Origin of the sequence: Halorubrum amylolyticum, from assembly GCF_004114995.1 — an archaeon.
GTDB lineage: Archaea > Halobacteriota > Halobacteria > Halobacteriales > Haloferacaceae > Halorubrum > Halorubrum amylolyticum.
The window spans coordinates 251521-275000 of record NZ_SDJP01000002.1; the positions used below are offsets into that span (position 1 = coordinate 251521).

General features: G+C 70.9%; 23 protein-coding genes. 11 read left to right on the plus strand and 12 right to left on the minus strand.

Annotated features, from left to right (window positions below):
• The first annotated feature begins 149 nt into the window (after positions 1 to 149).
• The 4 genes from ESO89_RS03755 (at position 150) to ESO89_RS03770 (ending at position 2819) form a co-directional block, all read left to right on the plus strand.
• On the plus strand, positions 150 to 422 hold the full coding sequence (locus ESO89_RS03755; RefSeq protein ID WP_004049512.1) for a MarR family transcriptional regulator: 273 nt from the start codon (positions 150 to 152) through the stop codon (positions 420 to 422).
• A gap of 190 nt (positions 423 to 612) precedes the next feature.
• Positions 613 to 1578, plus strand: a complete 966-nt coding sequence (locus ESO89_RS03760; RefSeq protein ID WP_128904337.1) for a glycosyltransferase — start codon at positions 613 to 615, stop codon at positions 1576 to 1578.
• Between the two features lie 98 nt (positions 1579 to 1676).
• Positions 1677 to 2495: an imidazole glycerol phosphate synthase subunit HisF gene (hisF, locus tag ESO89_RS03765; RefSeq protein WP_128904338.1), complete on the plus strand. Its 819-nt coding sequence runs from the start codon at positions 1677 to 1679 to the stop codon at positions 2493 to 2495.
• Between the two features lie 141 nt (positions 2496 to 2636).
• The gene (locus ESO89_RS03770) at positions 2637 to 2819 is read left to right on the plus strand and encodes a DUF7511 domain-containing protein (protein WP_128904339.1); all 183 of its coding nucleotides are present in this window, start codon (positions 2637 to 2639) and stop codon (positions 2817 to 2819) included.
• Between the two features lie 53 nt (positions 2820 to 2872).
• Here the strand turns inward: ESO89_RS03770 and aroA are convergent, their stop codons facing one another.
• Complete coding sequence (gene aroA, locus ESO89_RS03775) at positions 2873 to 4231, minus strand: 3-phosphoshikimate 1-carboxyvinyltransferase (protein WP_128904340.1); 1359 nt, start codon at positions 4229 to 4231, stop codon at positions 2873 to 2875.
• A gap of 155 nt (positions 4232 to 4386) precedes the next feature.
• On the opposite strand from aroA, the gene ESO89_RS03780 reads away from it, so the two are divergent.
• Positions 4387 to 4929 carry a multiprotein bridging factor aMBF1 gene (locus tag ESO89_RS03780; protein ID WP_128904341.1) on the plus strand — a complete coding sequence of 181 codons (543 nt, stop codon included), beginning with the start codon at positions 4387 to 4389 and terminating at the stop codon, positions 4927 to 4929.
• Positions 4930 to 4965: 36 nt separating this feature from the next.
• On the opposite strand, the gene ESO89_RS03785 is transcribed toward ESO89_RS03780, so the two are convergent.
• Both ESO89_RS03785 and ESO89_RS03790 read right to left on the minus strand, forming a co-directional pair.
• Positions 4966 to 5385 (minus strand): disulfide bond formation protein B, encoded by a 420-nt coding sequence (locus ESO89_RS03785; RefSeq protein WP_128904342.1) that lies wholly within the window; start codon positions 5383 to 5385, stop codon positions 4966 to 4968.
• Positions 5382 to 6176 (minus strand): DICT sensory domain-containing protein, encoded by a 795-nt coding sequence (locus ESO89_RS03790; RefSeq protein WP_128904343.1) that lies wholly within the window; start codon positions 6174 to 6176, stop codon positions 5382 to 5384. The genes ESO89_RS03785 and ESO89_RS03790 overlap by 4 nt, the downstream gene beginning before the upstream one ends.
• 149 nt (positions 6177 to 6325) lie before the next feature.
• Between ESO89_RS03790 and tpiA the strand changes: the two genes are divergently transcribed.
• The 5 genes from tpiA (at position 6326) to ESO89_RS03815 (ending at position 11712) form a co-directional block, all read left to right on the plus strand.
• Complete coding sequence (gene tpiA, locus ESO89_RS03795) at positions 6326 to 6970, plus strand: triose-phosphate isomerase (RefSeq protein WP_128904344.1); 645 nt, start codon at positions 6326 to 6328, stop codon at positions 6968 to 6970.
• Positions 6971 to 7162: 192 nt separating this feature from the next.
• Positions 7163 to 9145, plus strand: coding sequence for a molecular chaperone DnaK (dnaK, locus tag ESO89_RS03800; protein WP_164932738.1), 1983 nt, complete (start codon positions 7163 to 7165; stop codon positions 9143 to 9145).
• A 153-nt stretch (positions 9146 to 9298) separates the two neighbouring features.
• A complete protein-coding gene (dnaJ, locus tag ESO89_RS03805; RefSeq protein WP_128904346.1) occupies positions 9299 to 10459 on the plus strand; it encodes a molecular chaperone DnaJ in 1161 nt (386 codons plus the stop codon).
• A gap of 76 nt (positions 10460 to 10535) precedes the next feature.
• Complete coding sequence (locus ESO89_RS03810; RefSeq protein WP_128904347.1) at positions 10536 to 10856, plus strand: cupin domain-containing protein; 321 nt, start codon at positions 10536 to 10538, stop codon at positions 10854 to 10856.
• A 109-nt stretch (positions 10857 to 10965) separates the two neighbouring features.
• Positions 10966 to 11712: an acyl-CoA synthetase family protein gene (locus ESO89_RS03815; RefSeq protein ID WP_128904348.1), complete on the plus strand. Its 747-nt coding sequence runs from the start codon at positions 10966 to 10968 to the stop codon at positions 11710 to 11712.
• A gap of 132 nt (positions 11713 to 11844) precedes the next feature.
• Here the strand turns inward: ESO89_RS03815 and ESO89_RS03820 are convergent, their stop codons facing one another.
• Genes ESO89_RS03820 through ESO89_RS03840 form a run of 5 tightly spaced genes read right to left on the minus strand, consistent with a single transcriptional unit; the run spans position 11845 to position 18455 of the window.
• Positions 11845 to 13215 (minus strand): ABC transporter ATP-binding protein, encoded by a 1371-nt coding sequence (locus ESO89_RS03820; protein WP_128904349.1) that lies wholly within the window; start codon positions 13213 to 13215, stop codon positions 11845 to 11847.
• On the minus strand, positions 13208 to 14308 hold the full coding sequence (locus ESO89_RS03825; protein WP_128904350.1) for an ABC transporter ATP-binding protein: 1101 nt from the start codon (positions 14306 to 14308) through the stop codon (positions 13208 to 13210). Before ESO89_RS03825 ends, ESO89_RS03820 begins: the two co-directional genes overlap by 8 nt.
• A complete protein-coding gene (locus ESO89_RS03830; RefSeq protein ID WP_128904351.1) occupies positions 14305 to 15531 on the minus strand; it encodes an ABC transporter permease in 1227 nt (408 codons plus the stop codon). Before ESO89_RS03830 ends, ESO89_RS03825 begins: the two co-directional genes overlap by 4 nt.
• Positions 15532 to 15545: 14 nt before the next feature.
• Positions 15546 to 16520, minus strand: coding sequence for an ABC transporter permease (locus tag ESO89_RS03835; RefSeq protein WP_128904352.1), 975 nt, complete (start codon positions 16518 to 16520; stop codon positions 15546 to 15548).
• A gap of 39 nt (positions 16521 to 16559) precedes the next feature.
• Complete coding sequence (locus ESO89_RS03840; RefSeq protein WP_128904353.1) at positions 16560 to 18455, minus strand: ABC transporter substrate-binding protein; 1896 nt, start codon at positions 18453 to 18455, stop codon at positions 16560 to 16562.
• 111 nt (positions 18456 to 18566) lie between these two features.
• Between ESO89_RS03840 and ESO89_RS03845 the strand changes: the two genes are divergently transcribed.
• Positions 18567 to 19064 (plus strand): LabA-like NYN domain-containing protein, encoded by a 498-nt coding sequence (locus ESO89_RS03845; protein WP_128904354.1) that lies wholly within the window; start codon positions 18567 to 18569, stop codon positions 19062 to 19064.
• 31 nt (positions 19065 to 19095) lie between these two features.
• Here ESO89_RS03845 and ESO89_RS03850 read toward each other — a convergent pair whose 3' ends face one another.
• Genes ESO89_RS03850 through ESO89_RS03865 form a run of 4 tightly spaced genes read right to left on the minus strand, consistent with a single transcriptional unit; the run spans position 19096 to position 23457 of the window.
• Positions 19096 to 20295: a M20/M25/M40 family metallo-hydrolase gene (locus ESO89_RS03850; protein WP_128904355.1), complete on the minus strand. Its 1200-nt coding sequence runs from the start codon at positions 20293 to 20295 to the stop codon at positions 19096 to 19098.
• Complete coding sequence (gene dapF, locus ESO89_RS03855) at positions 20292 to 21245, minus strand: diaminopimelate epimerase (RefSeq protein WP_128904356.1); 954 nt, start codon at positions 21243 to 21245, stop codon at positions 20292 to 20294. Before dapF ends, ESO89_RS03850 begins: the two co-directional genes overlap by 4 nt.
• A complete protein-coding gene (gene lysA, locus ESO89_RS03860; RefSeq protein ID WP_128904357.1) occupies positions 21242 to 22621 on the minus strand; it encodes a diaminopimelate decarboxylase in 1380 nt (459 codons plus the stop codon). Before lysA ends, dapF begins: the two co-directional genes overlap by 4 nt.
• A complete protein-coding gene (locus tag ESO89_RS03865) occupies positions 22618 to 23457 on the minus strand; it encodes a 2,3,4,5-tetrahydropyridine-2,6-dicarboxylate N-succinyltransferase (RefSeq protein ID WP_128904358.1) in 840 nt (279 codons plus the stop codon). Before ESO89_RS03865 ends, lysA begins: the two co-directional genes overlap by 4 nt.
• Between the last annotated feature and the right edge of the window lie 23 nt (positions 23458 to 23480).

Below are 23480 nucleotides of genomic sequence, written 5' to 3' on the forward strand. Positions count from 1 at the left end.
CGCTCGAAGCGCGACCGTCCGGCGAAACGTCCCCGATCGATCGGGATTGACGGTCGTCTGAAGAGTGATATTAACACATTATATTATCCCAATCGAATTCCCCTATATGTAGCCAACCTTTACCACCGGTCAGGGGTTCCCCATGACACATGAGTACCAGTCCCGCGGAGACAGCCGACCAAGACCGCCTCTCGGAAGCCGAGTACCGCGACCGCTTGCGCGAACTCCCCCCGAGCGCCAAACTCGTCGCGAAGGTGCTTGAGGGCGACGCCCCCCTCTCGCAGGGCGGCCTCGCCGACGAGTCGCTGCTCCCCGACCGGACCGTCCGCTACGCGCTCAACCGCTTGGAGGAGGAGGGGCTCGTCGACTCCCGCTACAGCTTCAAGGACGCGCGCAAGCAGGTGTACTACCTGACCGTCTGAACGTCTCCCCGCCCGAACCGTTCGAACCGCTCGTCGACCGCTCGAACCGCCCGGACCGTCCGAACCACCCGAACCGCCTGTCGACCGCGCGCCGACCCGACCGTCGAGCGCTCGCGGACCGGTCGCACCGCAGCCGCGCGGCCGGTCCGCACGGAGCCCTTTTTAATCCTCGGCCTCGATACCCGACCGTATGGACCTCTCGGTCGTCGTTCCAACGCTCAACGGGCGGGACCGGTTGGCCGCCTGCCTCGACGCGCTGGCGGCCCACGCTCCCGAGGCGGAGGTGATCGTCGCCAACGGCCCCTCCGCCGACGGCACCACCGGGATGGTGCGGGACCGCGACGACGTCGACGTGCTGGTGGAGATCTCCGACCGCACGGTCAACGTCGCCCGCAACGCCGGCATCGAGGTCGCCACCGGCGACGCGGTCGCCCTCGTTGACTACGACAACCGGATCGCCGAGGGGTGGCTCGACGCCGTCCGCGCCGGGCTCGACGACGCGGACGCCGTGACGGGTCCGGTGACCCCGATCGAGCCGGAACACGCGGCGGACGACAGCGAGACCGACACCGAAAGCGACGACGAGCCCCGCGACGGCCCGGAGCGCCGGGCGATCGCGGGCACCGAGGTGACCTACTTCGAGGGCGGCAACGTCGCCTTCCGGCGCGAGGCGCTCCGGGACCTGGACGGCTTCGACGAGTACCTTCACACGGGCGGCGCGCGCGACGCGGCCCACCGGCTGGCGCAGATGGGGCGGGCCGTGACGTGGCGCGAGGGCATGTCGGTCGCCAAGGCGCTCCCGAGCCCGACGGCGGCGGACGGCGGGCGCAGCGCCCGCGAGTGGGGCTGGAAGTACCGGGCGCTCGCGTACCGACTCTTGAAGAACTACGGGGTTCGGCCGTCCGTGGTCGCGCGGGCCGGGACGCACGCGGCGACGGACGCGCTGGGGGCCGCCGGCGACGTGCTCCGCGGCGAGTCGACTCCCTCGCGGTGGGTCGCCACCGGCCGCGACGTGCTCCTCGGGCTCGCCGGCGGGAGCTCCGACGGGCTCGTCGCGCGGAGCCGGGACCGGAGCCCGGCGCGGAACCCGAACGGCATCTCGAAGCGCGCCGACCGCGCCGTCGCGAAGTACGACCGGCGATCGTCGGAGGAGTGACGGACCAGCCGAGGCCGACCCGCGATCGATCGGCGGCGCGGACCGCCCGCCCGTCCCCGCGCCTTTTAACCTCCGCCGCCGCCAACGACGGGTAACGAATGGGACTCACGAAGCGGATCATCCCCTGTATCGACGTCGACCTCGACGACGACGGGGACGCGGCGGTGTACACGGGCGTCAACTTCGAGAACTTGGAGTACACCGGCGACCCGGTCGAGCTGGCGAAGAAGTACAACGCCGCGGGCGCCGACGAGTTCGTCTTCCTCGACATCACCGCGAGCGCGGAGGGGCGCGAGACGATGCTCGACGTGGTGAACGCGGTCGCCGACGAGTGTTTCATCCCCCTGACGGTCGGCGGCGGCATCCGCACCAAGGCCGACATCAAGGAGACGCTCCGCGCGGGCGCGGACAAGGTGTCGATCACGACCGGCGCCCTCGAACGACCGGAGCTCATCGAGGAGGGCGCGGCGGCGTTCGGCAGCCAGTGTATCGTCATCTCCGTCGACGCGCGCCGACGGTACGACGACGCGGGGGACCACTTCTACGAGGACGAGGACGGCGAGACGGTGTGGTTCGAGTGCACCAAGAAGGGCGGCCGCGAGGGGACCGGCATCGACGCCGTCGCGTGGGCGAGGGAGGCCGAGGAGCGCGGCGCGGGCGAGCTGTTCGTCAACTCCATCGACAAGGACGGGACGAAGGACGGCTACGACATCCCGCTGATGACGGCGGTGTGCGACGCCGTCTCGACGCCCGTCATCGCCTCCTCGGGCTGTGGGAGCCCGGAGGACATGCACGAGGTGTTCACCGAGGCGAACGCCGACGCCGGGCTCGCGGCCTCCATCTTCCACTTCGGCGATTACACGATCGAGGAGACGAAGGCGTACCTCGACGAGCGCGGCGTGCCCGTCCGGCCGTAGGCGGAAGCCGATCGGTCGACGGTCCGCCGCGCGAAAGTCGTTACTCGACGTTGGGTTAATTTCCGTTTACAACGACGGTTGTTTCGGTTATCGCGAGAGAAAACCAATACTTATTATCCGATCGGGGACGAATCGTCACGTATGTCCACGTCATCGACGCGCGTCCGTGCCGAGCGGTCGGAGCTCGTCTGTAAGCGGACTGACGGCGACTCCGACGGCGGGGAGGTGACGTTCTTCGAGCGGGACCGCGACCCGGACGAGCGGACGACCCGGTGGATCACGGTCCGCGCGGCGGACTGCGTGCCGGAAGCCGACTGGCAGTAGGGTCGGCGCGGTCGGACCCGTGAGCGCCCTCGACGGTCACGTCTCCTCGGCGCTCATTCCTCGTCTCCGAGTTCGACGGCCATCCCGAGGTCGGCCATCGCCTCGAAGAAGTCCGGGAAGGAGACGTCGACGTGTTCGCCGCCGCGAATCGTCGTGGTGCCCTCGGCGGCGAGCGCGGCCACGGCGAGCGACATCACGATCCGGTGGTCCGCGCGCCCGTCCACGTCGGCGCCCCGGAGGTCGCTCTCGGAGCCGTGGATCGTCAGGGCGTCCCGTTCCTCGGTCGTCTCCGCGCCCAGCGTCTCCAGTTCCTCGGCCATCGCGGCGACGCGGTCGGTCTCCTTGTACCGGACGTGCTCGCAGTTCGTGATCCGGGTGTCGCCGTCGGCGACCGCGCCCAGCGCGGCGATCGTGGGGAGGAGGTCGGGCGTGTCGCCCACGTCGACCTCGACGCCCGACAGCTCCGAGCGCCGGACGGTGATGACGCCCGCCTCTTGGTCCCAATCGATATCTGCGCCCATGCGCTCCGCGATCTCGACGATCGCGGAGTCGCCCTGCGCGCTCGGCACGGCGCCCTCGATCCGGACCGCTTCGCCGGGCTCGGCGGCGACCGCGCCGGCGGCGACCAGATACGAGATGGAGGAGAAGTCGCCGGGGACGGTGTAGCTCCCGCCCGCCGGCGCGTACGACTGCTCGCCGTCGACGACGAAGCCGGCCGCGCCGGCCGCGCCGTCGAGCGCGTCGCCGTCGTCGTCGACCGGCGTGGCCTCGATCCCGAAGTCGCCGAGCAGTTCGAGCGTGATGTCGACGTACGGGGCCGATTTGAGGGGCGTCGTCAGGTCGATCGCGATCCCCTCCTCGGTGACCGCGCCGGCCATCAGCAGCGCGGTGACGTACTGCGAGGAGACGTCGCCGGGGATCGCGACCTCGCCGCCCGCGAGCGGTCCGGAGACGACGAGGGGGGCCTGTCCGTTCCCGCGTGTCGATTCCGCGCGCACGCCGAGGTCGCCGAGCGCCTCGAGGAGCGGTCCCTGCGGGCGCGAGCGGAGCGACCCGTCCCCCGTCAACACGGTGGTCCCGTCCGCGAGCGCGGCCGCGGCGGTGACGAGCCGCATCGTCGTTCCCGAGTTCGCGCAGTCGATCACGTCGTCGGGGACGGCGGGTCGGCCCCCGAAGCCGTCGACGGCGAGCGCGTCGGCGTCGGAAAGACTCTCTCCGGACCCTGCCTCAACGGCGCCGCCGAAGGCGGTCACGGCCCGGGCGGTCGCCTTCGTGTCGGCCGAGACGAGCGGGGAGCGCACGGTCGCGCCGTCGCTGTACCCCGCGGCCAGCAGCGCGCGGTGAGTGTAGCTCTTCGATGGCGGCGCGCGGGTCGTCCCCCGCACGGTCGAGGTGGTGACGTGAACGTCCATACCTCCTCTGCCGTCCGCGGCGACTAGTCGGTACCGGCCGCGGCACGATTCTGCGCGGGTTTCGCTGCGCGGTACCGCGGCGCGGATCGGTACCCCGGACGCCCGCCGGCGCCCGCGGCGCACCCTTTATACCACCGGGAGCGCTACCGTCGCGTATGCCCCAGTGTGAGATGTGTGGCGCCGACGAGGCCTCGCTGACGACGACGAAGGTCGAAGGCGCCGAGCTGGAGCTGTGCAGCTCGTGTACGGACTTCGGCACCGAGGTCCGCGACGAGTCCACCGGCTCCGGCGGCAGCAAGTACTCCACGAGTTCGAGCACCGGGAAGTCGTCCGGGTCCTCCTCCGGCTCGTCGGGCGGCTCGTCCGGTTCGTCCGGTTCGTCGGGCGGGTCGACGCGCCCCCGCGACATGTTCGACGACATGGACGAGATCGCCACCGACTACGACGACCAGATCCGAAACGCCCGCGAGTCCCGCGATCTCAGCCAGGAGGAGCTGGCCGACCAGCTCAACGAGAAGGCGAGCCTCATCCGGAAACTCGAGCGCGGCGACACGCTCCCGACCGACGAGGTCCAGCGGAAACTGGAGAGCGCGCTCGACATCTCGCTGGTCGAGGGCGAGTCCGTCGACGACGCCGACTGGGACAGCGGCGACGCCGGGACGATGACGCTCGGCGACGTGGTCAAGCGGAAAGACTGACGGTCAGGCCTCTCCGGGCCCTCTTTCTTCCGCCGATCACTGCCGTCCGACCCGACGCCACATTCCGACGAGCAAGACCGTGAGCAGCCCGAACGCGACGAGCGAGAGGTTCGGTATCGTGAGTCCGAGCGCCGGGCTCTGCCACAGAACGGCCGCGCACGGGCCGCCGAGCGCGCACTGCGCCGTCGTCGCTTGGAGGTACGAGTGGTAGGCGGCGAGGCTCAGCCCGAGCCCCACGAACGGGAGCGCGGTCCGGACGACCGCCGGACGGTTCTCCCACGCCGCGATCCCGAGCACCGCGACGAGCGGGTACATGGCGATCCGCTGGTACCAACACAGGTCGCAGGGCGTGAGCCCCAGCCCGAGGCTGAACCAGAGGCTCCCGGCGGTCGCGACCGTCGCGACGAGCGCCGCGGCCGAGAGCCAGAGGGTCGTCTCGGCGGGGCGGACCGTCACGCCGCCGCCCCGCCGTCGTCCGCCCGCTCAGATCCGCCGTAGCGCTCGGTCAGGTAATCGATGATGTAATCGACCGTCTCGGGGTCGTAGCTCCAGAACCCGTAGAACTCGCTCGGGGCGCGCTCCTCGGCGAGCAGCGCGCACTTCGCGTCGTCGTACCCGCCGCCGTCGTACGCGACGAACCACGTCTCGCGGAGCTCGGCGGTCTCGCCGACGTGAACGGCGTAGTGTTCCACGGAGGGAGCGTCGCCCTCGTCCGCGGCGTACGCGTGCACGTCGAGCCGCTCCTTCTCGCCGAGCAGGTCGTAGGTGTCCGACTCGCCGGTGAGCACGTCGAGCGTCTGGAAGCCGGCGTGGAGCTCCCCGTCGCCGACCCGCCACGCGCGGTCCTCGATCTCGCGGGACGCGGCAACCATGTCCGCGCGCGAGTAGGAGGTGAACATCGTCTCGTCGAGGTGGTCCAACACCGCCTCGCCGACGCGGCCGCCGGTCGACGCTCCGGCTCGCGGCTCGCCGCCTCCCGATCCGTTGCCTCTCGATCCGTCTCCCGACTCGCCGTCGCCGTCCGGCCCCGGTAGCAGCTCGCCGACGGTCACGGCCGTGACGAACTCCCCGTCCCGCGCGAGCACGGCGAACCTCTCCGGGCCGGCGGCGGTCTGGTCGTCGACGATCCGGACGTTGCGGTCGGCGAAGTGCTCTCGGAGCTCGTCCGTGACCGCCGGGTCCGCGTTGAAGACGGTCAGCGTGGCCTCGTGAGCTTCCACGCCGGCGATGAGCTCGATGAGGGACATCCCTTGTCGGACCCACAACAGCGGGGTATAAGGTCGTTTCTGCTCTCGGGGTCAGCGAAACCGCGTCCGGTTTCACGGCCCGCGAGGACGCTCCGAGGGGGCGTCGCCGAAGCATGAAGCTATTTGCGCCGCGCTCTCCCAGTGCGCGTATGTTCATCCTAGTGAACCTCAAGGCGTACCCGTGTGACCCGCTCGACGTCGCGACCGCCGCCCGCGACGCCGCCGAGGCGTCCGGCGCGCGGATCGCGGTCTCGCCGCAGGCCGCCGACATCGCCCGCGTCGCCGACACCGGCGTGGAGACGTGGGGTCAGCACGTCTCGCCGAACGCCCACGGCTCCCACACCGGGTCGACGCTCGCAGAGGCGGTCGCCGACAACGGCGCCGAGGGAACGCTCGTGAACCACTCCGAGAACCGCCTGAAGCTCGCCGACATCGACGGCTCCGTCCGCGCGGCCGAGCGCGCCGATCTGGAGACGATCGTCTGCGCGAACAACCCCGCGCAGGTCGGCGCCGCCGCCGCGCTCGGTCCCGACGCGGTCGCCGTCGAGCCCCCCGAGCTCATCGGCGGCGACGTCTCCGTCTCGACGGCCGACCCCGGGATCGTCGAGGACGCGGTCGCGGCCGCCGAGGCCGTCGACCCCGCCGTCGACGTGTTCTGCGGCGCCGGCGTCTCGACCGGCGAGGACGTGGCCGCCGCCGGCGACCTCGGTGCCGCCGGCGTCCTGCTCGCCTCCGGCGTGGCGAAGGCCGACGACCCGGAGGCCGTGCTCGAAGACCTCGTCAGCGGGATCTGAGCCTTCGTCACCCTCGGACCCTCGGCCCCCGAGTCGAAAACGGGCTGCTGCGCTTGCGGATCGGTATAAAGACATCGGTGAGACGCGTTCACACGATCGGAGAAATCGCATGACTGCGGTGGGATCTGTCGCGCGGACGAATCGCGCCGTCTAGTAACCTTTAACCGACACAAGCCGGTACATTTGGGCAAGATGGCGAGCAACAAGATCCTCGGTATCGACCTCGGTACCACCAACTCCGCGTTCGCGGTGATGGAGGGCGACGAGCCCGAGATCATCGCCAACGCGGAAGGCGACCGAACCACCCCCTCGGTCGTCGCCTTCGCCGACGACGGCGAGCGCCTCGTCGGCAAGCCGGCGAAGAACCAGGCCGTCCAGAACCCCGACCGCACGATCCAGTCGATCAAGCGGCACATGGGCGAGGACGGCTACACCGTCGAGATCAGCGAGGCGCAAAGCGCCTCTGGCAGCCGGACGGAGTCCGGCGACGGCGACGAGGAGTACACGCCGGAGCAGGTCTCGGCGATGATCCTCCAGAAGATCAAGCGCGACGCCGAGGAGTACCTCGGCGACGACGTCGAGAAGGCGGTCATCACCGTCCCCGCGTACTTCAACGACAAGCAGCGGCAGGCGACCAAGGACGCCGGCGAGATCGCCGGCTTCGAGGTCGAGCGCATCGTCAACGAGCCGACCGCCGCCTCCATGGCGTACGGGCTCGACGACGAGTCCGACCAGACGGTCCTCGTGTACGACCTCGGGGGCGGCACGTTCGACGTGTCGGTCCTCGATCTGGGCGGCGGCGTCTACGAGGTCGTCGCCACGAACGGGGACAACGACCTCGGCGGCGACGATTGGGACGAGGCGCTCATCGACCACCTCGCCGACGAGTTCGAAAACGACCACGGGATCGACCTCCGCGAGGACCGGCAGGCGCTCCAGCGGCTGAAAGACGCCGCCGAGGAGGCGAAGATCGAGCTGTCCAACAAGAAGGAGACGACGGTTAACCTCCCCTTCATCACCGCGACCGACAGCGGTCCGGTCCACCTCGAACAGTCCGTCACCCGCGCGACGTTCGAGAACCTCACCTCCGACCTCATCGAGCGCACCGTCGAGCCGACCGAGCAGGCGCTCGCCGACGCCGACTACGCCAAGTCCGACATCGACGAGGTCATCCTCGTCGGCGGCTCGACCCGGATGCCGCAGGTCCAGGAGAAGGTCGCGGAGCTCGTCGGACAGGAGCCGAAGAAGAACGTCAATCCCGACGAGGCGGTCGCGCTCGGCGCGGCGGTCCAGGGCGGCGTGCTCTCCGGCGACGTCGACGACATCGTCCTGCTGGACGTGACCCCGCTCTCGCTCGGGATCGAGGTGAAGGGCGGCCTCTTCGAGCGACTCATCGAGAAGAACACCACCATTCCGACCGAGGAGTCGAAGGTGTTCACCACGGCCGCGGACAACCAGACCTCCGTCAACGTCCGCGTCTTCCAAGGCGAACGCGAGATCGCCGACGAGAACGAGCTGCTCGGCGCGTTCCAGCTCTCCGGCATCCCGCCGGCGCCCGCCGGAACCCCGCAGATCGAGGTCTCCTTCAACATCGACGAGAACGGCATCGTCAACGTCGAGGCCGAGGACCAGGGCTCGGGCAACGCCGAGTCGATCACCATCGAGGGCGGCGTCGGCCTCTCCGACGAGGAGATCGATGAGATGCAGGAGGAGGCCGAGAAGCACAAGGAGGAGGACGAGGCCCGCCGCGAGCGGATCGAGGCCCGCAACGAGGCCGAAACGACGATCCAGCGCGCCGAGACCCTCTTAGAGGAGAACGAGGAGGAGCTCGACGACGACGAGCTCGTCGCCGACATCGAGGCGGCCATCGAGGGCGTCGAGGAGGTCCTCGAAGACGAGGACGCCGACACCGACGAGATCGAATCCGCCACCGAAGCCCTCACCGAGGAACTGCAGGAGATCGGCAAGCAGATGTACGAGGGACAGGCCGCACAGGCCGGTCCGGGCGGCGCGGGCGGTGCCGCCGGCGCCGGTCCCGGCGGGATGGGCGGCATGGGCGGCGCCGCCGGTCCGGGCGGTGCGGGTCCCGGAGGCGCGGGTGGTGCGGGCGCGGACGGCGACGACGAGGAGTACGTCGACGCCGACTTCGAAGACGTTGATGAGAACGACGAGTAGTCGTTCTCATCAGCCGACCAGAACTGCTCCGCAGTTCCGGTGACGTGGACGATGACGACGAAGAGTAGCGCCGACCCCTTCGATTCGCGGCAGCCCTCGGACGCGCCGCGTAACACGACGCAGCCACGAACGACTCAACAACGAACGTAACGCATGAGCGAGAACTTCTACGACGTCCTCGGGGTATCGCGGGACGCCAGCGAGGAAGAGATCAAGAAGGCGTACCGCAAGCAGGCCGCCAAACACCACCCGGACGTCAGCGACGACGACGACGCCGAGGAGCGGTTCAAGAAGATCCAGAAGGCCAAGGAGGTGCTCACCGACGAGCAGAAGCGCCAGCAGTACGACCAGATGGGCCACGACCGCTTCACCGAGGCCGACAAGCGCGGCGCGACCGGCGGCGGCCCCGGCGGCGCGGGCGGCCCCTTCGGCGGCGCGGGGGGCGCCGGCGGTGCCGGCGGTTTCGAGGACATCTTCAACCAGTTCTTCGGCGGTGGCGGCGGCCGCGGCGGTCGCGGCGGCGGCAACCGACCGCGACAGGGAAGCGACCTCCGGACGGGCCTCACGATCGACTTGGAAGAGGCGTTCGAGGGCGCGACCAAGGAGGTCACCCTCACCCGCCCGACCGACTGTGACACCTGCGGCGGCGCGGGTCATCCGCCCGACGCCGATGTGGAGACCTGCCCGCAGTGTAACGGGCGCGGGCAGGTCCAGCAGGTCCAGCAGACGCCGCTCGGCCGGGTCCAGCAGACCTCGACGTGTCCCCGGTGTGAGGGCGAGGGCGAACTGTACAGCGAGGACTGCGCCGACTGCGGCGGCGACGGCGTCGTCCGCGAGAAGGCGACGCTCTCGGTCGAGATACCGGCGGGCATTCGCTCGGGACAGAGCCTCCGGATGGAGCGCGAGGGCGCGCCCGGTGAGAACGGCGGTCCGAAGGGCGACCTGCTGATCGAGGTCAACGTGAATGTCGGCGACCGGTTCGAGCGCGACGGCGACGACCTCCGCGTGAACGAGGCGGTCTCCTTCCCGCAGGCCGTCTTCGGCGACACGATCGAGGTCGAGACGGTCGACGGCAGCGTGGAGATGGACGTGCCCGCCGGCACCCAGAGCGGCGAGACGTTCCGCCTCAAGGGGAAGGGAATTCCCCGCCTGCGCCGGCGCGGTCGCGGCGACCTCTACGTGCAGGTCGGGGTCGTGATCCCGGAGTCGCTCAACGAGGAGCAGCGCGAGGCGCTGGAGGCGTTCGCCGAGGCCGGCGGCGAGGACGTCGACGTCGCCGGCGGCTTCTTCGAGAAGCTGAAGGGCTCCTTCTGAGACGGGGCGGCGACCCGTTGCGGACCCCGCCCTCGCCGACCCGTACCTTTTCCGTGGTTCGGTCCCTGCTTCGGGTATGGGCTACGACGCGACCGCCTACGACGACGTCGAACCGCGCGCCCCGGGCATGTACTTCCTCCGCGACGCGCTCGACTGCGGGGGGCTCGGAGTCACGGTCGTTGAGGCTGACGACGGCTGGGAAGGGATGGAACACGACCACGGCGAGGAGGGCCACGAGGAGGTGTACGTGCTGCTCCACGGCGAGGCGACCCTCACCGTCGACGGCGACCCCGTCGGGCTCGGCCCCGGGGACGCGGTCCGAGTCGACGCCGACTCCACCCGCGATCTGGCCTTCTCCGCGGACGGCTCGAAGATGGTCATCGCCGGCGCGCCCTGATCGCCCCTCGATCGGCTCGCGACTCCCGGCTTCCGTTCCACGGCGCCCGGCTCGCGGCGCCCGGAACCGCTGCCGCGTTTTTAAGTCTCGGCCGCTCCGAGCCACGCGTATGGATGTCGTCGGCGATCTGCTCGATCGCGACCGACGGAGCCGCGAGGTCGCGCTCGTCACGGCCGACGGGCGGGAGCGCACGTATCGGGACCTGATCACCAACGCGTACAAGGCCGCCAACGTGTTGCGCTACCTCGGCGCCCGCGAGGGCTCGACGGTCGCCGTCGAGCCGAGTCCGGGGCTCCACACGGCGCTCGCCTTCCTCGGCGCCGCGGGGCTGGGCGCTCCGGTCCGCTTCGACCCCGCGGCGGGCATCGAGCGGGGCGACCGCGTGGTGGTCGTCGCCGTCGCGGACGAGGCGGAGGCCGAGCCGGCGCCCGGGACCAACCTCGCCGCCTTCGGCGGGCCGCCGAACCGCCCGGAGACGACCCACTGGGAACAGGAGCTGTGGAGCGAGAACCCGGGGATGCCGCCGAGCACGGTCGCCCCCGACGACCCGGCGGTCCGCGCCGCCGACGGCGTGGTCACTCACGGCGACCTCTTCGCGGCGGCCGCCTCGGTCGTCGATCGGCACGGGATCGACGCCGGGACGCGGGTCGTTCTCCGAAGCGACCTCTCGGACCCGCGGGCGCTGGCCGCCGGCGTGGTCGCGTCGCTCTCGGTCGGGGGAACGGTCGTGTTGACGGACCGGGATTCGGGCCGCGGGAGGGGCGAACCTCGCGGCGATCTGGCGGTGATCGTCGGCGACGAGACCGACCCGCCGGAGCCGCGGCGAGCGACCCTTCCGACCCTCAGGGACGGCTGACGCGAGAGCTTCGGGACGGCCGACGGCGAGGGTTTCGGGACGGCCGACGGCGAGGGTTTCGGGACGGCCGACGGCGAGGGTTTCGGGACGGCCGACGCGCAGGCTCCGGGACGGCCGACGCACGGACCCGTCTCAGTCGTCCGTTCGGTCCGGCGCGGCCGTCCGCTCCGACGCGTGGCGCAGACACGTCGACGCGTGTCCCTCGGCGTGGACGGTCCGCTCGGGTGTCGCCTCCTCGCACGGTGTCGTGAACCGCTCGGAGAGCAGCGCCGCTGCGCCCTCGTCGTCGCCGTCGAGGAGTCGGTCGATTGCCTCCTCCACGGCCGCCTCGACGCCGGGATCGCCGATCCGGCCGTCGATGTCGAACTCCCTGCGGAGCTCCGCCCTGACGGCGGCGTCCCCCGCGGTCCCGTTCGCTCCGCGGTCGGCGGAGGGGTCGCCGGCCTCGTCGACGACGGCGTTCTCGCGGACCCGACCGACGTCGACGTCGCCCGCGAGGACGCGGTCCCGGAAGTTCAACAGCCCTCGCCAGTCCGACTGGTCGATGTCGATCCCGTCCGGCTGGATGACGCGGTGACACCGCGTGTGGAACCGGCAGCCGTCCGGCGGATCGGCCGGGCTCGGCACCGTCCCGGGCAGCTCGATCCCGCCGACAGTCGACCGCGGGTCCGGCGCCGGGACCGACGACAGCAGCGCCTCGGTGTAGGGGTGTCGCGGGTCGGCGAAGAGATCGTCGGTCGGCCCGATCTCGACGATCTCCCCGAGGTACATCACTGCGACGCGGTCACAGATCCGCCTGACGACGGACATGTCATGGCTGATGAACAAAAGCGAGAGGTCGAACTCCTCCTGCAGGCCGTCGATGAGCGAGAGGATCTCCGCCTGCACCGACACGTCGAGCGCCGAGACGGGTTCGTCGGCGACGAGGAGGTCCGGGTTCAACGCGAGCGCGCGGGCCAGCGCGACCCGCTGTCTCTGCCCGCCGGAGAGCTCGTGGGGGTACCGGTCGAACTCCTCGGTCGAGAGCCCGACCCGTTCGAGGAGGTCCTCGACGATCGCCCGTCGCCGGCGGCGGTCGTCCATCCCGTGTATCCGGAGCGGTTCCCCGATCGCCTCCCCGGCGGTCATCCGCGGGTCGAGGCTCGACGAGGGGTCCTGAAAGACCATCTGCGCCCCCCGTCGGAACGCCTTGCGCTCCGCGTCCCCGAACCGGGTCACGTCGTTCGGGTGCGTGCCGTCCGGGTTTCGGGTCGCGCCGGCCCGGCCGTTGCCGTTGAACACCACCTCGCCGGCGGTCGGCTCCTCCAGCCGGACGATCGAACGCGCCGCCGTCGACTTCCCGCAGCCGGACTCGCCGACGAGCCCCAGCGTCTCGCCGGGGGCGATGTCGAAGCTGATCCCGTCGACGGCCTTGGCCGCGCCGACCCGTCGGTTGAAGATCCCCTCCCTGATCGGGTAGTGCTTCTTCAGGCCCCGGACCGAGAGGAGCGGCCCCTCAGTCATCGGTCGAGGACACCCCATTCGACTCCGGATCTGGGTCCGAGTTCGACTCCGGATCTGGGTCCGAGTTCGACTCCGGATCTGGGTTCGGGTCCAGCGGGTCGTCCCGGACGACCGTCGGGTCCCATCCGTCACGGTAGAGGACGCAGGAGACTCGCTGTCCGGGATTCACCGCCAGTTCCTCCGGCTGTCCTCCCGTCCGGCACGCCCGCTCGGCGTGGGCGCACCGCGGGGCGAACCGACACCCCGCCGGCGGGTCGCGCGGGTCCGGAAGCTCGCCGGGGATTCCCCCGTCGGTCCCACCGATCCCCGGGACGCAGCTTAACAGCCGCCGCGTGTACGGATGCGCCGGGCGTTCGAAGACGTCGAGCACGTCGCCGCGCTCCATCACCTTCCCCGCGTACATCACGACGATTCGGTCGGCGATCTGGGCGACGACGCCGAGGTCGTGGGTCACGAAGAGGACGGCCGTACCGAACTCCTCTTGGAGCCCGTCGAGCAGCTTCAGGATCTGCGCTTGCACCGTCACGTCGAGCGCGCTCGTCGGCTCGTCGGCGATCAGCAGGTCCGGGTCGCCGACCAGCGCCATCGCGATCACCGCGCGCTGTTTCTCTCCCCCGGAGAGTTCGTGGGGGTAATCGTCGAAGCGCGCGCTCGCGTTCCCGATCCCGACCCTGTCGAGCAGGTCGACGGCCCGGGCGCGGGCCGCCGCCTCGGAGACGTCCCGGTGGACCCGGAGCGCTTCGACGATCTGCCACCCGACGGTGTAACAGTGGTTCAGCGCCTCTTGCGGGTTCTGGAAGACGTGCGCGATCTCGTTCCCGCGGACTCGCCGCAGCTCCGGCTCGGACAGCGTCAGGAGATCGCGCCCATCGAACCGGACCGACCCCTCGACGCGGCCGGGCGGCTCCCTGACGATCCGCGTGAGCGACTCGGTCGCGACCGTCTTCCCGGACCCCGACTCGCCGACGATACAGACCGTCTCTCCCTCCCCGACCGCGAAGTCGATCCCGTCGACCGCAGTGAGTTCGCCGGTCTCGGTGTCGAACGTCGTCGTGAGGCCTTCGACTTCGAGCAGCGGCTCGGCGGCCGTCATCCGTTCTCGGCCTCCGGTTCGGGGCGTTTGGCCTCCGGTTCGGGACGTTTGGCCTCCAATTCGGGGTTCTCGGCGTCCAACAGCGCGTCGCCGAGGAAGTTGAACGCCAGAACGGTCAGGAACAGCGCGGTGCCCGGCGCGAGGACGATCCACGGTGCGAACGCGAGGTCGTTCCGTCCGGCGGCGATGAGCTGTCCCCACGAGGGGACGCCGGCGTCGCCGAGCCCGAGGAACGCGAGCTGCGCCTCGGCCAAGAGGACCCCCGGGACGAGCAGCGTGAGCTGCGTGACGATGCTGCTGGCCGCGTTCGGCACGACGTGGCGCCTGACGACGTGAGCCGTGCTCGCGCCGCTGATCCGGCTCGCATCGATGTACTCCGCCTCGGCGACCGAGAGGGACTTGCCGCGGACGTGCCGCGCAGTCCCTCCCCACCCGAACGCCGCGAACACGAGGATGAACGTCCCGAGCCCGGCGTCGTAAACGTACAGGACGAGCAGGAACATCAGCAGGGTCGGGAACGAGAGCACGATGTCGACGAACCGCATCATGACCTCGTCGACCCACCCGCCCGCTGACGCGCTCACCGTCCCGAAGGCGACGCCGATCGCCGCCACGGCCGCCGTCGTGACGAACCCGATCTGCGTGCTGACCGTCATCCCGTGGACGATACCGGCGAAGACGTCCCTCCCGCCTCGTGTGGTCCCGAGCGGGTGGTGCCACGTCCCCTGACACCGCCCGCCGACCACGTCGCCGACGCAGGTCGCCACGTTCGCGGCGTCGATGGAGAGGAAGACGGGCGGCTGGTGGCCCGTGAGGACGCTCTGTTCCGGCGCGCCGACGAAGAACGGCCCGACGATCCCCCCGACGAACACGACCCCGAGCCACCCGAAGCTGACGACCGCCGGGCGGCTGCGCCCTATCGCCCGCCGGTAGCGCCTCGCTCGCCGCGGGTTCTGGAACAGGGGCACGACGACGTAACAGACGAAACACAGCAGCGTGAACCCGAAGAGGTAGTCGACGGTGCCCACGTCCCACTCCGGTCCGACGGGCTCGAACGTCGCCGTCCGCGCGGGCAGGACCCGCCAGTCGTAGAGGCCGAGCAGGGCGAGCGGGAGCGCGGTGAGGAGCACGCCGACGGTGTTGATCGACGGCTCGAACCACCGCGACCGCGAGACCTCGGTCCAGTCGATCCGATCGAACCGTTCCGGTTTCTCTCCTGTCATGCGTCTCTCCTCGCTTATCTGTCGTCGTATCCGATTCGCGGGTCCAACGCCGCGAACGCGATGTCCTCCAGGAGGTTGCCGATCACGGCGACGAACGTGAACGCCAGCGTCGACCCCAACACGAGGTTCGTGTCCTGAGCGAGCAGCGCGTCGTACGTCACTCGGCCGAGCCCGGGAATCCCGAACACGACCTCCACGAGCAGCGACGACCCGAGGAACAGCGTCAACAGCTGGCCGACAAGCGTCGTCGACAGCGGCACCATCGTCGGTCGCATCACGTGGTAGGCGTACGTGCGCAGCGGTGAGACCCCTTTGGCCTTCGCCGTCTTCACGAACGCGGCGTTCCGGAACTCCGCGGACTCGTTGCGCGACACGCGCATGACCGCGCCGATCGATCCGGTGACCAGCACGAACACCGGTACCGACAGTTGGACCGCGTTCGCGACGCTGAACACCGGTACGTCCGTGTCGTACACGACGGGGATCACCTCGAACCACACTCCGAAGATCAGGAGGAGGACGATCCCGAAGAAGAAGTTCGGGACGGCGTAGCCGAAGAACGCGATCCCGGTCGCGAGGTGGTCCGCTCGGGAGTGCCTGTTCGCCGCCGAGTAGACGCCGACGAGCGGCCCGATCAGGACCGTGAGAACCGTCCACGGCACGGAGTACTGGGCGGTGTAGTAGAGCCCCTCGGCCAGCGCGGCCGTCACGGGCTGGCTCCGGCTGTCGGCCCAGCCCCAGTCCAGGGTGTAGACGCCCCGGAGGAAGTCGACGTACCGGACGCCGAGCGGCTCGTCGAGGCCGCGGAGATCGCGGGCGCGCTCCGCGGCCGCGGTCGGATCGCCGCCCTGTAGCGCGGCCTGCGTCGCCGCCTCACGGACACTCGGATTCGGCGCGGCGGCCAGCAGGAGGAACGTGACCGTGGTGATGACGAGCGACACCGCTACGGCCCACAGCACGCGAGCGGTGACGTACCTTCCGAATCCCATATGTGTGTGTCGGTGAACGCGGGTGAGGTGCGGTCGGCCCTACTCGCCGCCCGGGTGGAACTCGGACCAGGGGGGCTGCCAGGTGAAGTGCCCCGACGCGAGCCCTCGGTACACCCCGTCGATGAGCTGTCGCTTGTCGATCGCCGACGCCACCGCCTGTCGGAACTCGGTGATCCGAAACGGGTTCCCCGGGCCGGCGCTCCACCCGTTGTCGCGCTGGTTCACGGAGAGGATCGTGTTGTACGGCGTGGGGATCTCCTTCACCGCCACGTCCTCGTCATCGTCGAACGACCCGAACCGCTCCGGGGGGATCGCCGCGGCGTCGACCTCGCCGGTCTCCAGCGCCCCGAGCCGGGTCGCCTGCTCCTCGATGACGCTTATCGAGGCCGACTCGAACAGGGGTCCCTCGTCGAACAGGGCCGGCCCCTCGTCCGCCTCGCAGAGGTAGTACTCGTCGTTGCGGGCGTACTCCGTGCCGGTCCCGCGGTTCCACTCCTCGAGCGTGAACGCCCCGAGATTCCCGGTGAACCGGAGTTCGAGCAGCTCCTCGTCCCGCCGGAGCCCCTCGCGGTCCTCCGCCTCGACGTGGGGCTCGACGAGCCCGCGGGGGATCGGATACAGGAGGGGGTCGTACGACTCGGGCCACAGCAGGTTCGGCGACTCCAGCGTCGCCCGGAACTCGAGCTCGCCGGTCCGCTCGACCTCGACCCCCTCCCAGCTCGTCGCGGCGGGAGTGCTCGCCCAATCGCTCTGGTGGACCTCCCGGATCAGGTAGACGAAGTCCTCGGCCGTGACCCGTCCGTACGGGTCGCTGAACCGGAGGTTCTCGCGGACCTCGAACGTCCACGCCTCGCCGTCGTCGGTGGACATGTCGTACAGGAGCGGGAAGTAGTTCAGGTCCTCGTCGAAGACGTACCCCCGATCGAGCGCGCGGCCGATCGCCGTCTCGGCGTTGTCGTCGGTGTTGTACAGCGGGTTCAGGGTCGTGAAACTCGCGGCGGTGACCGTGTCGTACGACCCGGAGACACCGGCGTCGCCGCTGTGCCACGCGGGCAGGTCCCACCCGTTCGCGAAGCTCTCGACGGGACCGTTCAGGGCGGGGTCGTGGCCCAGCAGGTCGTCGCTGAAAACCAGCGTGACGTACGGCTGCTCCCGCGCGAGGTTCTCGAATATCTCGACGAACGACTCGCGGAGCCCCTCTCGGTCCGTCGCCCGGCGCGCCTCCTCGAACAGCCCGGTCGCGTCGAACTCGGGGTAGTAGCCGACCGGGTTGTAAAACGATGTGACGCCGTCGAAGAACACCTCGTTCGTGAGCGGGTTGAGCGGGTACGTGTTCAGCCCGAACACGATCGACATGTCCCACGGCTCGTCGCTCGTGACCGACCGCGGACCCGGGTTCTGCGGGGTCGGGTTCCCCCATTCGACCGACTCGCCGTTCACGGTGTCGGTGCCGCCGGTCGGCTCGGCCGTCCAGTACCCGTTGTTGAACCGGGTGGCGTCGATCGCCTCGACGGCGACGTCGATCCCGAGGTTGTCGCCGAGCTCCTGTGCGATGAGCTCCGCGGTGAGCTGGGAGGTCTGCTGCCCGGCGGCGTAGTAGATGTCGAGCCCCGCCCGGTCGCCGTCGGGGGTCACGAGGTCGCCGCCCTCGAAGCCGTAGTCGTACTCGGACTCCTCGAACGCCCGCCGCGCGAGGTCGCGAGCGACCGTCTCGCCGTACAGGTCGCCGACGCCGAACCGCGGAAAGTCGCCGACCGCGACCGCTCCGTCGCCGTCGGACCCACCGGTCCCGTCGGACCTCCCCGGGTCCTCGTCGCCCAGGCCCGCGCAGCCGGCGAGCGTCGCGGCGCCGGCGCCGCCGAGCGCGGAGAGCCACCGCCGCCGGCCGATACGGCGGTCGCTGTCGCCGCTACCGCTATTGTGTCGCCGAGGCATGCGGTAAATCAACGGGTGAACACACAAAAAACCCCAGATAGCCGATCGGCCGACGCGACGCGGTTCCGGCCGAATCCCAAAGCCCCTAACCCGCCGGGTCGAACGGGGCGTATGACCGAGATCCACCCCGATCAGCGCGTCGCGGTCCTCGCTGACTCGCAGAACCTGTACCACTCCGCCCAGAGCGTGTACTCGCGGAACATCGATTACTCGGGACTGCTCGAGGAGGCCGTGAACGACCGGTCGCTCGTCCGGGCCATCGCGTACGTGATCCGCGCCGACTCCCCCGAGGAGGAGAGCTTCTTCGAGGCGCTCCGCGACATCGGCTTCGAGACGAAGATCAAGGAGATCAAGACGTTCGCCGACGGGTCGAAGAAGGCTGACTGGGACCTCGGGATGAGCCTCGACGCCGTCTCGCTCGCGAGCCACGTCGACACGGTCGTGCTCTGTACCGGCGACGGCGACTTCGCCCGGCTCTGCTCGCACCTCCGCCACGAGGGTGTCCGCGTCGAGGCGATGGGCTTCGGCAACTCAGCCGCCGACGAGCTGATCGAGGCCGCCGACGACTTCGTCGACCTCGCTGAGAAGGAGGAGACGTTCCTGCTGTAGCGGACCGGGCGGCTCCGGTTGTCCCCCGCCGCTACGCGTCTCCGAGCAGTTCCGACACCGCGCGCTCGACCGCCTCCGCGGCCGCCTCCACCTCTCGGACCCGAACGTACTCCCGATCGGCGTGAGCCACCGCTCCGGCGTCGTCCGCGAGGCCGCCGGGTCCGAACACGACCGTCGGCGCGGGCGCGAAGTACGACGCCTCCGTGGCCGCGCCGAAGGGGCGGACCGCACCGCCGCGGTCCGTCGGGAGTCCGACCGAGTCGCCGGCCTCCCGGGCCGCGCCCGCGATCGTTCCCACCAGCTCGTGCTCGGGGTCCGTCGAGAACGCCTCGAAGAACGGCGACTCGCGGTCCGTCAACGCGACCGCGACGCCGACGTCGTCGGGCGTCGACTCCTCGACCGCGTCCGCGAGCGACGACCGGAACCCCTCGGCCGTCTCCGGCGGGACGCTCCGCCGGTCGACGGTGATCTCGCAGTCCGCGGGCACTTGGTTCGTCGCGCCGCCACCCTCGATAACGGTGGGGGTGAGCTTCGGCGGGCCGAGCTGGGGGTGCTCGTCGGCGCCGTCGTCGAACCGCCGGATCGCCGCGAGCGCGCCCTCGGCGGCCGCGACCGCGTTCGCCCCCGCGAACTCCGCGGCGTGGGCCGCGGTCCCCGACAGCCCGACGGTCCCCTGAAACCGCCCCTTCGCGGCGGTGCAGGCGTCGAGGCCGGTCGGCTCGCCGACCAGGAACAGGTCGCCGTCAAGCCGGTCCTCGGTCCCGGGCAAGCGACCGGTCAGCGCCCCGGCGCCGAGCGACAGCGACTCCTCGTCCGGGGTGAGCGCGAGCGTGAGCCGACCGCGCTCCGGGTCGGCGGCGAGGAAGCCGGACAGCAGCGCGGCGAGCGGCCCCTTCGCGTCGCAGGCGCCGCGGCCGCGGATCACGTCTTCGGGACCGGTATCCGTTCCCGCCGAATCGCCCCGCTCGTCCTCGCGGGCTTCCCCGCGCTCGAACGGGACGTGCGGCGTCACCGTGTCGAGGTGGGTGTTCAACACGAGGTGCGGCCCCCCGTCGGGCGCGTCCGAGCGCTTCTCGACGAGCACGCAGCCGCCGGCGACGACCTCGGATTCGACCCCGAACCGGTCGAGCGTCTCGACCACGAGCTCGCGGGTCTCGTCGATCGACTCGTGAGAGGGGATCTGAACCGCCCGCTCCAAGAACGAGACCGGGTCGAACGCCGCCTCGCTCATCGCGGGTCGGCGGGGAGCGTTCCCTCGTACTCGCGGGCGACGGGGCCGGTCAGGGTCGCGTGGCCGCGGTCCGGAACCGTGATTTCGAGCTCGCCGCCCGGCGGTCGCGCGACCGCCGACTCGCCGTCGATCAGGCCGAGTCGTCTCGCGGCCGCGACGACCGCGACGGCGCCGGTGCCGCACGAGCGGGTCTCGCCCTCGACCCCGCGCTCGAAGGTGCGCTGGTCGATGACTGCGGGGCCGTCACCGGACCCGTCGTCGACGACCGCGGCGAGGTTCACGTTCGCGCCCTCGGGGAACGCGTCGGCGTGACGGACCGGCGGCGCGACCGCGTCGAGGTCGACCGCGTCGATGCCGTCTGGGTCGTCGCGGCCGCCGTCGACGAACGCCACCGCGTGCGGGACGCCGGTGTTGACGGCGGTGACGGTCAGCCCCGCGACCGGCTCGTCGATCAGCGGCTCGCCCGCGAGCGCGCCGTCGCGGGCGAGCGGGACCCACGCGGGGTCGAACGTCGGCTCGCCCATCTCGATGGTGGCGGCGGTCGCGTCCGCGTTCACGGAGGCGCGCCGGGTGCCCGCCTGCGTGTCGATCATGAACTCGCGGTCGCCCGTCCGGTCGTGCGCCCACCGAGCGACGACGCGGGCGCCGTTGCCGCACATCGTCGCCGTGGAGCCGTCGGGCTGGACCAACGTCATCACGACGCGAGTGGGGTGGGACCGCTCCTCGACGCTGAGAAAGAGGGCGCCGTCGGCGCCGCGTCGGCCGGCGTTCCCGTCGCCGCCGCTCGCGGCGGCCGCGCCGAACTCCGCCCCGTCGACGCCCGTCTCGCGGTCGCAGTGGGCGCGCGCGAAGGCCGAGCGGTCGCCGACCCCCTCGGCGTCCGCGTCGACGACGAGGAAGTCGTTGCCCGTGCCGTGGTACTTCTCGAACGGGACGGCGTGGGCGCTCATCGGTCCGTCCCCGTTCGGTCGGTTCGGTCAGTTCGGTCGGTTCGATTCCGGTTCGCGTCCCGTTCGACCGTCGTCAGGTCGCCGAGCGTCTCCCGGCGGCGGACGACGGCCGCGGTCCCGTCGTCGACCGCGACCTCCGCCGGCCGCGGTCGTGAGTTGTATTGGTTCGCCATCTCGTATCCGTACGCGCCCGCGATCCCGACCGCGAGGAGGTCCCCGCGGGCCGGATCGGCGAGCGCTCGGTCCATACAGAGGGTATCGCCGGTCTCACAGATAGGTCCGGCGACCGTGACAGGGGTTGCCGACCGATCACCGGGGGTGGGAGCATCGCGCCCGCCGCTCTCCCGTCCGCCCCCGAGGTTCCGGATCGGGTGGTAGGCGTCGTACATCGCCGGGCGCAGCAGGTCGGTCATCCCGGCGTCGACGCCGACAACGCGCTCGTCGGGCGTCGGCTTCACCGTGTTGACGCGCGCGAGGAGGACCCCCGCGTCGGCGACGACGTACCGGCCGGGTTCGATCGCGAGGTCGACGCCCGCAGGCAGCGGCGCGACCGCCTCCCGCGTCGCCTCGGCGACCGCCGGGAGGTCGAGCGCGGGTGCGTCCTCGCGGTAGGGGACGCCGAAGCCGCCGCCGACATCGACGTACTCGAGATCGAGCGGGGCGGCGTCACCCGCCGCCGACTCTCCCGGCGCCGCGAGCTCCCGCGCCAACTCGCCCATCCGCGCCACCAGCTCGCGGTGGCTGTCGAGCTGGTCCGGGTCGATCCCGGACCCGGCGTGCGCGTGGATACCGACCACGTCGAAGCGCTCGGCCGCGTTCCGCGTCGCCTCGGCGGCCCGGTCGTATGGAACCCCGAACTTCGCCGCGCCGCCGGTCCGGACCTTCTCGTGGTGGCCCGCGCCGACGCCGGGGTTCACCCGGACGCAGACCCGGCCGTCGTAACCCCGCTCCGCCAGCCGGTCGAGGGTGTCGACGGCGCCGACGGTGACCGTGAGGTCCGGCTCCGCCTCGGCGACGCCGACGACGTAATCGAGGTCGCGGGCGGGCGGGTTGACCGCGGTGTAGTGGAGGCGGTCGCCGCCGAAGCCGGCCGCGAGCGCGCGGTCGACCTCGCCCGCCGAGGCGCACTCGGCGTCGAGGCCCGCCTCGCGGACCGCCTCCAGCACGACTCGACCGGTGTGGGCCTTCACCGCGTACCGCACGTCGGCGTCCGGGAAGGCGTCGCGCAGGCGCTCGCAGTTCTCGCGGACCCGGTCGATGTCCTGCACGTAGAGGGGGGTGCCGTACTCGGCCGCGAGGTCGGCGAGCCGGTCGGCGTTCCAGTCGCTCACGCGCCGGGCAACGGGGTTCTCCCCGACCGGTTCGGTCTCGCTCATTCCCGGAGCGCGTCCTCCCGCCGCGTCGCCTCCAGCGTCTCCTCCTCGACGTGGGTCGCGACGACCGCGGGCTTGTACGCGCCGCCCTCGAACAGGTCGTGGTCGCCGACCGACGACTCCACCATCCGGGTGAACGCCCGGCGCTCGGCCGGGAGGTGGCCGTAGATGACCTCCTCCTCGACGAGGTCGTAAACGGGGATGCGAGGGGTGAGAAGGGTGTTCTCGCCGACGATCGAGTTCTCGCCGACGCGGAAGCCCGAGGTGACCCGACAGCCCGCGCCGAGCGAGACGCCGTCCTCGACGATCACCGGCGCGTCCTCGACCGGTTCGAGGACGCCGCCGATCAGCGTGTTGGCGCCGAGCTTCACGCCCTCGCCGAGCTGGGCGCAGGAGCCGACCGTGTCACACGAGTCGACGAGGGTGCCGTCGCCGACGTACGCCCCCATGTTGACGAACGAGGGGCTCATCATGATGCAGTCGCTGCCGAGGTACGCGCCACGGCGGATCGCCGTGCCGTCAGGCGTGTTGCGGGTGCCCCGCTCGCCGAGGTCCGCGGTGTCGCGCAGCGGGAGCACGTCGTGGTAGGTCACGCCGCCGTACTCGCGCGCCTCGGTCTCGCGCAGGCCGAAGTTGAGCAGGATGCCCCGCTTGACCCACTCGTTGGCCTCCCACGAGGTCACGTCGTCGCCGGTCTTCTCGGCAGCGCGGACCTCGCCGGCCTCCAGCGCGGCGAGGAACGCGTCGATCACCGCGGCGTCCTCGTCCGTCGCGTCGGCGGCGGTCAGCCCCTCTTGATAGCGGTTCCACAGGTCGGATACGTCGGCTTCGAGCGTCATTGAATGGTGTATGGATGAGTGGT